Genomic DNA, 3,389 nt, shown 5'->3' with positions numbered 1-3,389 from the left:
CGATGTGCTGAGAGCGGTCTATGACAGGCGCGGCCTGGACGAAAACTACCTTCTGACGGACCGGGAAGAATTTCTGCGCGCCCTGGGGGAGATTGCCGCCTCAACGGATGCCCGGGGAACGGCCGTTTCCATGGAAAGCGTGAACTACAAGGTGCTTTTTGACGCCGGAGCGCTTCGTTTTATCCTTCGTGACAACGTGTGCTATCTTGACGTCGACCTCAACAAAACCGCTTCATTGATCTATTTTTCGCCTCCGTTTAAGGTTGAGCATTATATTTATCATGTTGCTCTTGTAAACGAGGAGGGGTACTTTGAGCTCTCCTCCGAAGTGTCGCGCGACGTCTATTACACGGATAAATCGTTGTGGGATGCTCTTTTTGCTGAGCGCCTCTCAAAGGCGAAGCCTATGGGGAATTGTCTTTTGCTTAATGGCCCGGTACTTGCCGTGCCGGATTTCAAACACCCGGATCTTGTAACGATGCGTGACGATAACTACTGGAATGATGAAAAGTGGCGCATTCTTGACAACGTGTACATCCCGCTGGTTGTGTTTTTGAACGTCGAGCCGTTCCCCTGCGTCAGGGTGCCGTAGGGCGTTTAGTTCTCCGCAAAATCTTAGAAAGAGGGGTGTGTTGTTCATGAGAAAGGGGTGCCGAGTGCAGTACATTGGGAATGGAGGTGTTTTCAGTTGAAACGGTACGTCACAAGACGCACGCTTGTGGTTCTGGTACTGTTTCTGCTTGCGGCGTCGCCGTTGGTGTACCGTTGGCTGGACCACACGCTGGTGTTTTATGACAGGTTGATACAGGGAGGGCATGCCTTTCCTCCTGTCAGAGTCGTTGATGGGCGGTTGGGTTATATGGAAGATATCCTTTGTTACTATGTTTCTAAATACAATGAAAGCAGGGACATTTTACTGTCCGATTTAAGGAGGGGAGTCAACAACATGAAAATGCTTACTGAAAAATATCAATATAAGACTGAACCCTCTATTAAGAGCTTTTACATAACGGGAGACAGCGGAGATGTGTGTTGGCTGGGGTATAACCTGGAGCCACCGCACCTTGACGGGCGGTTTGGCCTGGACAGAGCGAACCTGACTGTTAAAAAGAGGATTGAAGAAGTCTCCAATCAAAAACGGTTGGGATACTTTTTCTATGGCTCTTTATCGATCGATTCTCCCCCAATCTCAGATGATAAGAGGTTTCTTTTCAAGGCCTCTGATTCTGTCGTGTGGAAACGGGCTGTTAAAGTGGAAGCCGCGTTGAAAGATGCACTTTTCAAGGAGGGAACTCATGATGAACAGGTATTTTAAAGCACTTCTGCTGTCGGACTTGGTGGTGCTTCTGTCCTCAAGGGATGCAATGGCCTATTATCCTGTATCTTGATTAACCGAAGGGTTGTCGGGTGTGGTGCGTTGGGAAGGGAGGCGTTTTCAGTTGAAACGGTACGTTACAAGACGCACGCTTGTGGTTCTGGTACTGTTTCTGCTTGCGGCGTCGCCGTTGGTGTACGACTGGCTGGACCACACGCTGGTGTTTTATGACAGGCTGATACAAGGAGGGCATGCTATTTCTCCTGTTAGAGTCGTTCTTTTGCGGTTGTGTTCTTTGGAAGACAAACTTTCTTACTACGTTTCTAAGGACAATGAGAGCAGGGATATTTTTCTGTCTGATTTAAGGATAGGAGTTGACAACATGAAAATGCTCGTCGAAAAATATCCGAGCATTGCTAATTCATCCGTTCCATTTATGAGCTTTTACATACTGGGTGACAGTGTAGATGTGTTCTGGTTGGGGTATGACCTGGAGCCGCCGCACGTTGAAGGTCGGTTTGGCTTGGATAGAGCGAGTCCGACTATTAAAGAGAGTATTGAAAAAAGACGAGAGCTGCTGTACGGGCACTCTCTTTACGGCTCTTTATCGATCGATTCTCCCCCGATCTCAGATGATAAGAGGTTTCTTTTCAAGGCCTCTGACTCTGTCGTCTGGATACGGGCTGTTAAAGTGGAAGCCGAGTTGAAAGATGCACTTTTCAAGGAGGGAACTCATGATGAACAGGTATTTTAAAGCACTTCTGCTGTCGGGCTTGGTGGTGCTTCTGCCCTCAAGGGCTGCAACGGCCTATTATCCTGTATCTTGATTAACCGAAGGGTCGCGGGTACCGTACGTTGGAAGGGAGGCGTTTTCAATTGAAACGGTACGTTACAAGACGCACGCTTGTTGTTCTGTTGCTGTTCCTGCTTGCGGCGTCGCCGCTTCTGTACCACTGGCTGGACCACACGGTTGTGGTTGAAGATAAGAATTTTATGCGTGCTAGCGTGCCCCACATTTTAACTTCTATATCGGAGACAGTATACCACGTATATTTTACTAAAAAAGATGTTTTTGAAAAGGTTAAAAAAGGTGTTAACAATATAGAGGTATTTCTTGAAGCGTATCCCGATTTGTATTGGCCCAATGACCCAGTTTTGCTGAATCCATCTTTAAATAAGTTTTTATGTGACCGGAGCGAGTGAAGATGTGTGGTGGATTGGGTTTACCTTGAGCCACCCCATATTAAGGGATATTTTGGGCTTCAGCGAAAAAGTCATGCTGCCAAGACAAGGCTTGAAAAGGCGGCAATACGTATGCCTTATCGAAAACCCTATGGTTCGTCATCAATTAACGTTCCGCCTGCGTCAGATGACCTTAAATACCTCTTCAAGGCCAGTGATTCCGCCATATGGAGACGTATAGCTCCTGTTAAGCCCGATTTAAAGTGATTCCCAAATCCAAAGGCAAAGTTTTTAACGTGTGGCGAGGTCAGGTTTTGCGCGTTTTTTGCCGCGCCGGACGGATGCAAGGTCGGAGTTGAGTTAACCTATACGATGACGGGCTTGATTAAGGTCGTTGTGAGCTGCGGATTGGGGAACTGTCGTAACCCTTGACACGAATCGGGGGCAGGGATAAACTTAGAGTACTTCGTACTTCTTTTACTCCTGACTTTGAAAAGTTAGGGAGGCTTTTTAAGATGTCTCGTGTCGACGACGATGCTACAGGCGTTAAGGGATCGGGATTCCATCCGGACGAGACAAGGATATACAATATCCTTGTCTGCGTTTCGGCTATCCTTTTGCTTTTTTTAAATATCCGAAGCTCGATGGGTAAATACGAGGCGTTTCTTTTGTTTGGCGAAGAGGAGAAGTTGACCAGCCTTTTGATCGAGTGGACAACAGCGCTGTGTGCGGAGTTTTATTTCTCCTGGACGATCTATCGCGGCATAACGCTGAAATGGAAGCGCCTCGGGCTCCTTATTTTGTTCTGCCTGTTATGCATTGGATATGTTCTGACGAGCATCGTTCTCTTTGCTTTCTTCTTCGACTTGCGCGAAGAAGGAACGAGCTCTGG

At 47.4% G+C, this 3,389-nt stretch carries 5 protein-coding genes; all 5 read left to right on the top strand.

Going from position 1 to position 3,389, the window contains the following annotated elements; translation table 11 throughout:
* A partial coding sequence (locus SY1_RS02290; protein ID WP_208872608.1) for a hypothetical protein occupies positions 1-592 on the top strand: 592 nt, incomplete at its 5' end.
* A gap of 96 nt (positions 593-688) precedes the next feature.
* The gene (locus tag SY1_RS02285; protein ID WP_208872607.1) at positions 689-1,315 is read left to right on the top strand and encodes a hypothetical protein; all 627 of its coding nucleotides are present in this window, start codon (positions 689-691) and stop codon (positions 1,313-1,315) included.
* Between the two features lie 124 nt (positions 1,316-1,439).
* Positions 1,440-2,069: a hypothetical protein gene (locus SY1_RS02280; RefSeq protein ID WP_208872606.1), complete on the top strand. Its 630-nt coding sequence runs from the start codon at positions 1,440-1,442 to the stop codon at positions 2,067-2,069.
* 122 nt (positions 2,070-2,191) lie between these two features.
* Entirely contained in the window at positions 2,192-2,518 is a 327-nt protein-coding gene (locus SY1_RS02275; protein WP_208872605.1) for a hypothetical protein, read from the top strand.
* 494 nt (positions 2,519-3,012) lie between these two features.
* The coding region (locus SY1_RS02270) for a hypothetical protein (RefSeq protein WP_208872604.1) at positions 3,013-3,389 on the top strand (377 nt) is incomplete at its 3' end.

This window comes from Fretibacterium fastidiosum (assembly GCF_000210715.1).
In the GTDB taxonomy this organism is placed as follows: Bacteria; Synergistota; Synergistia; order Synergistales; family Aminobacteriaceae; genus Fretibacterium; species Fretibacterium fastidiosum.
This window is presented reverse-complemented; position numbering and strand designations above follow the sequence as displayed.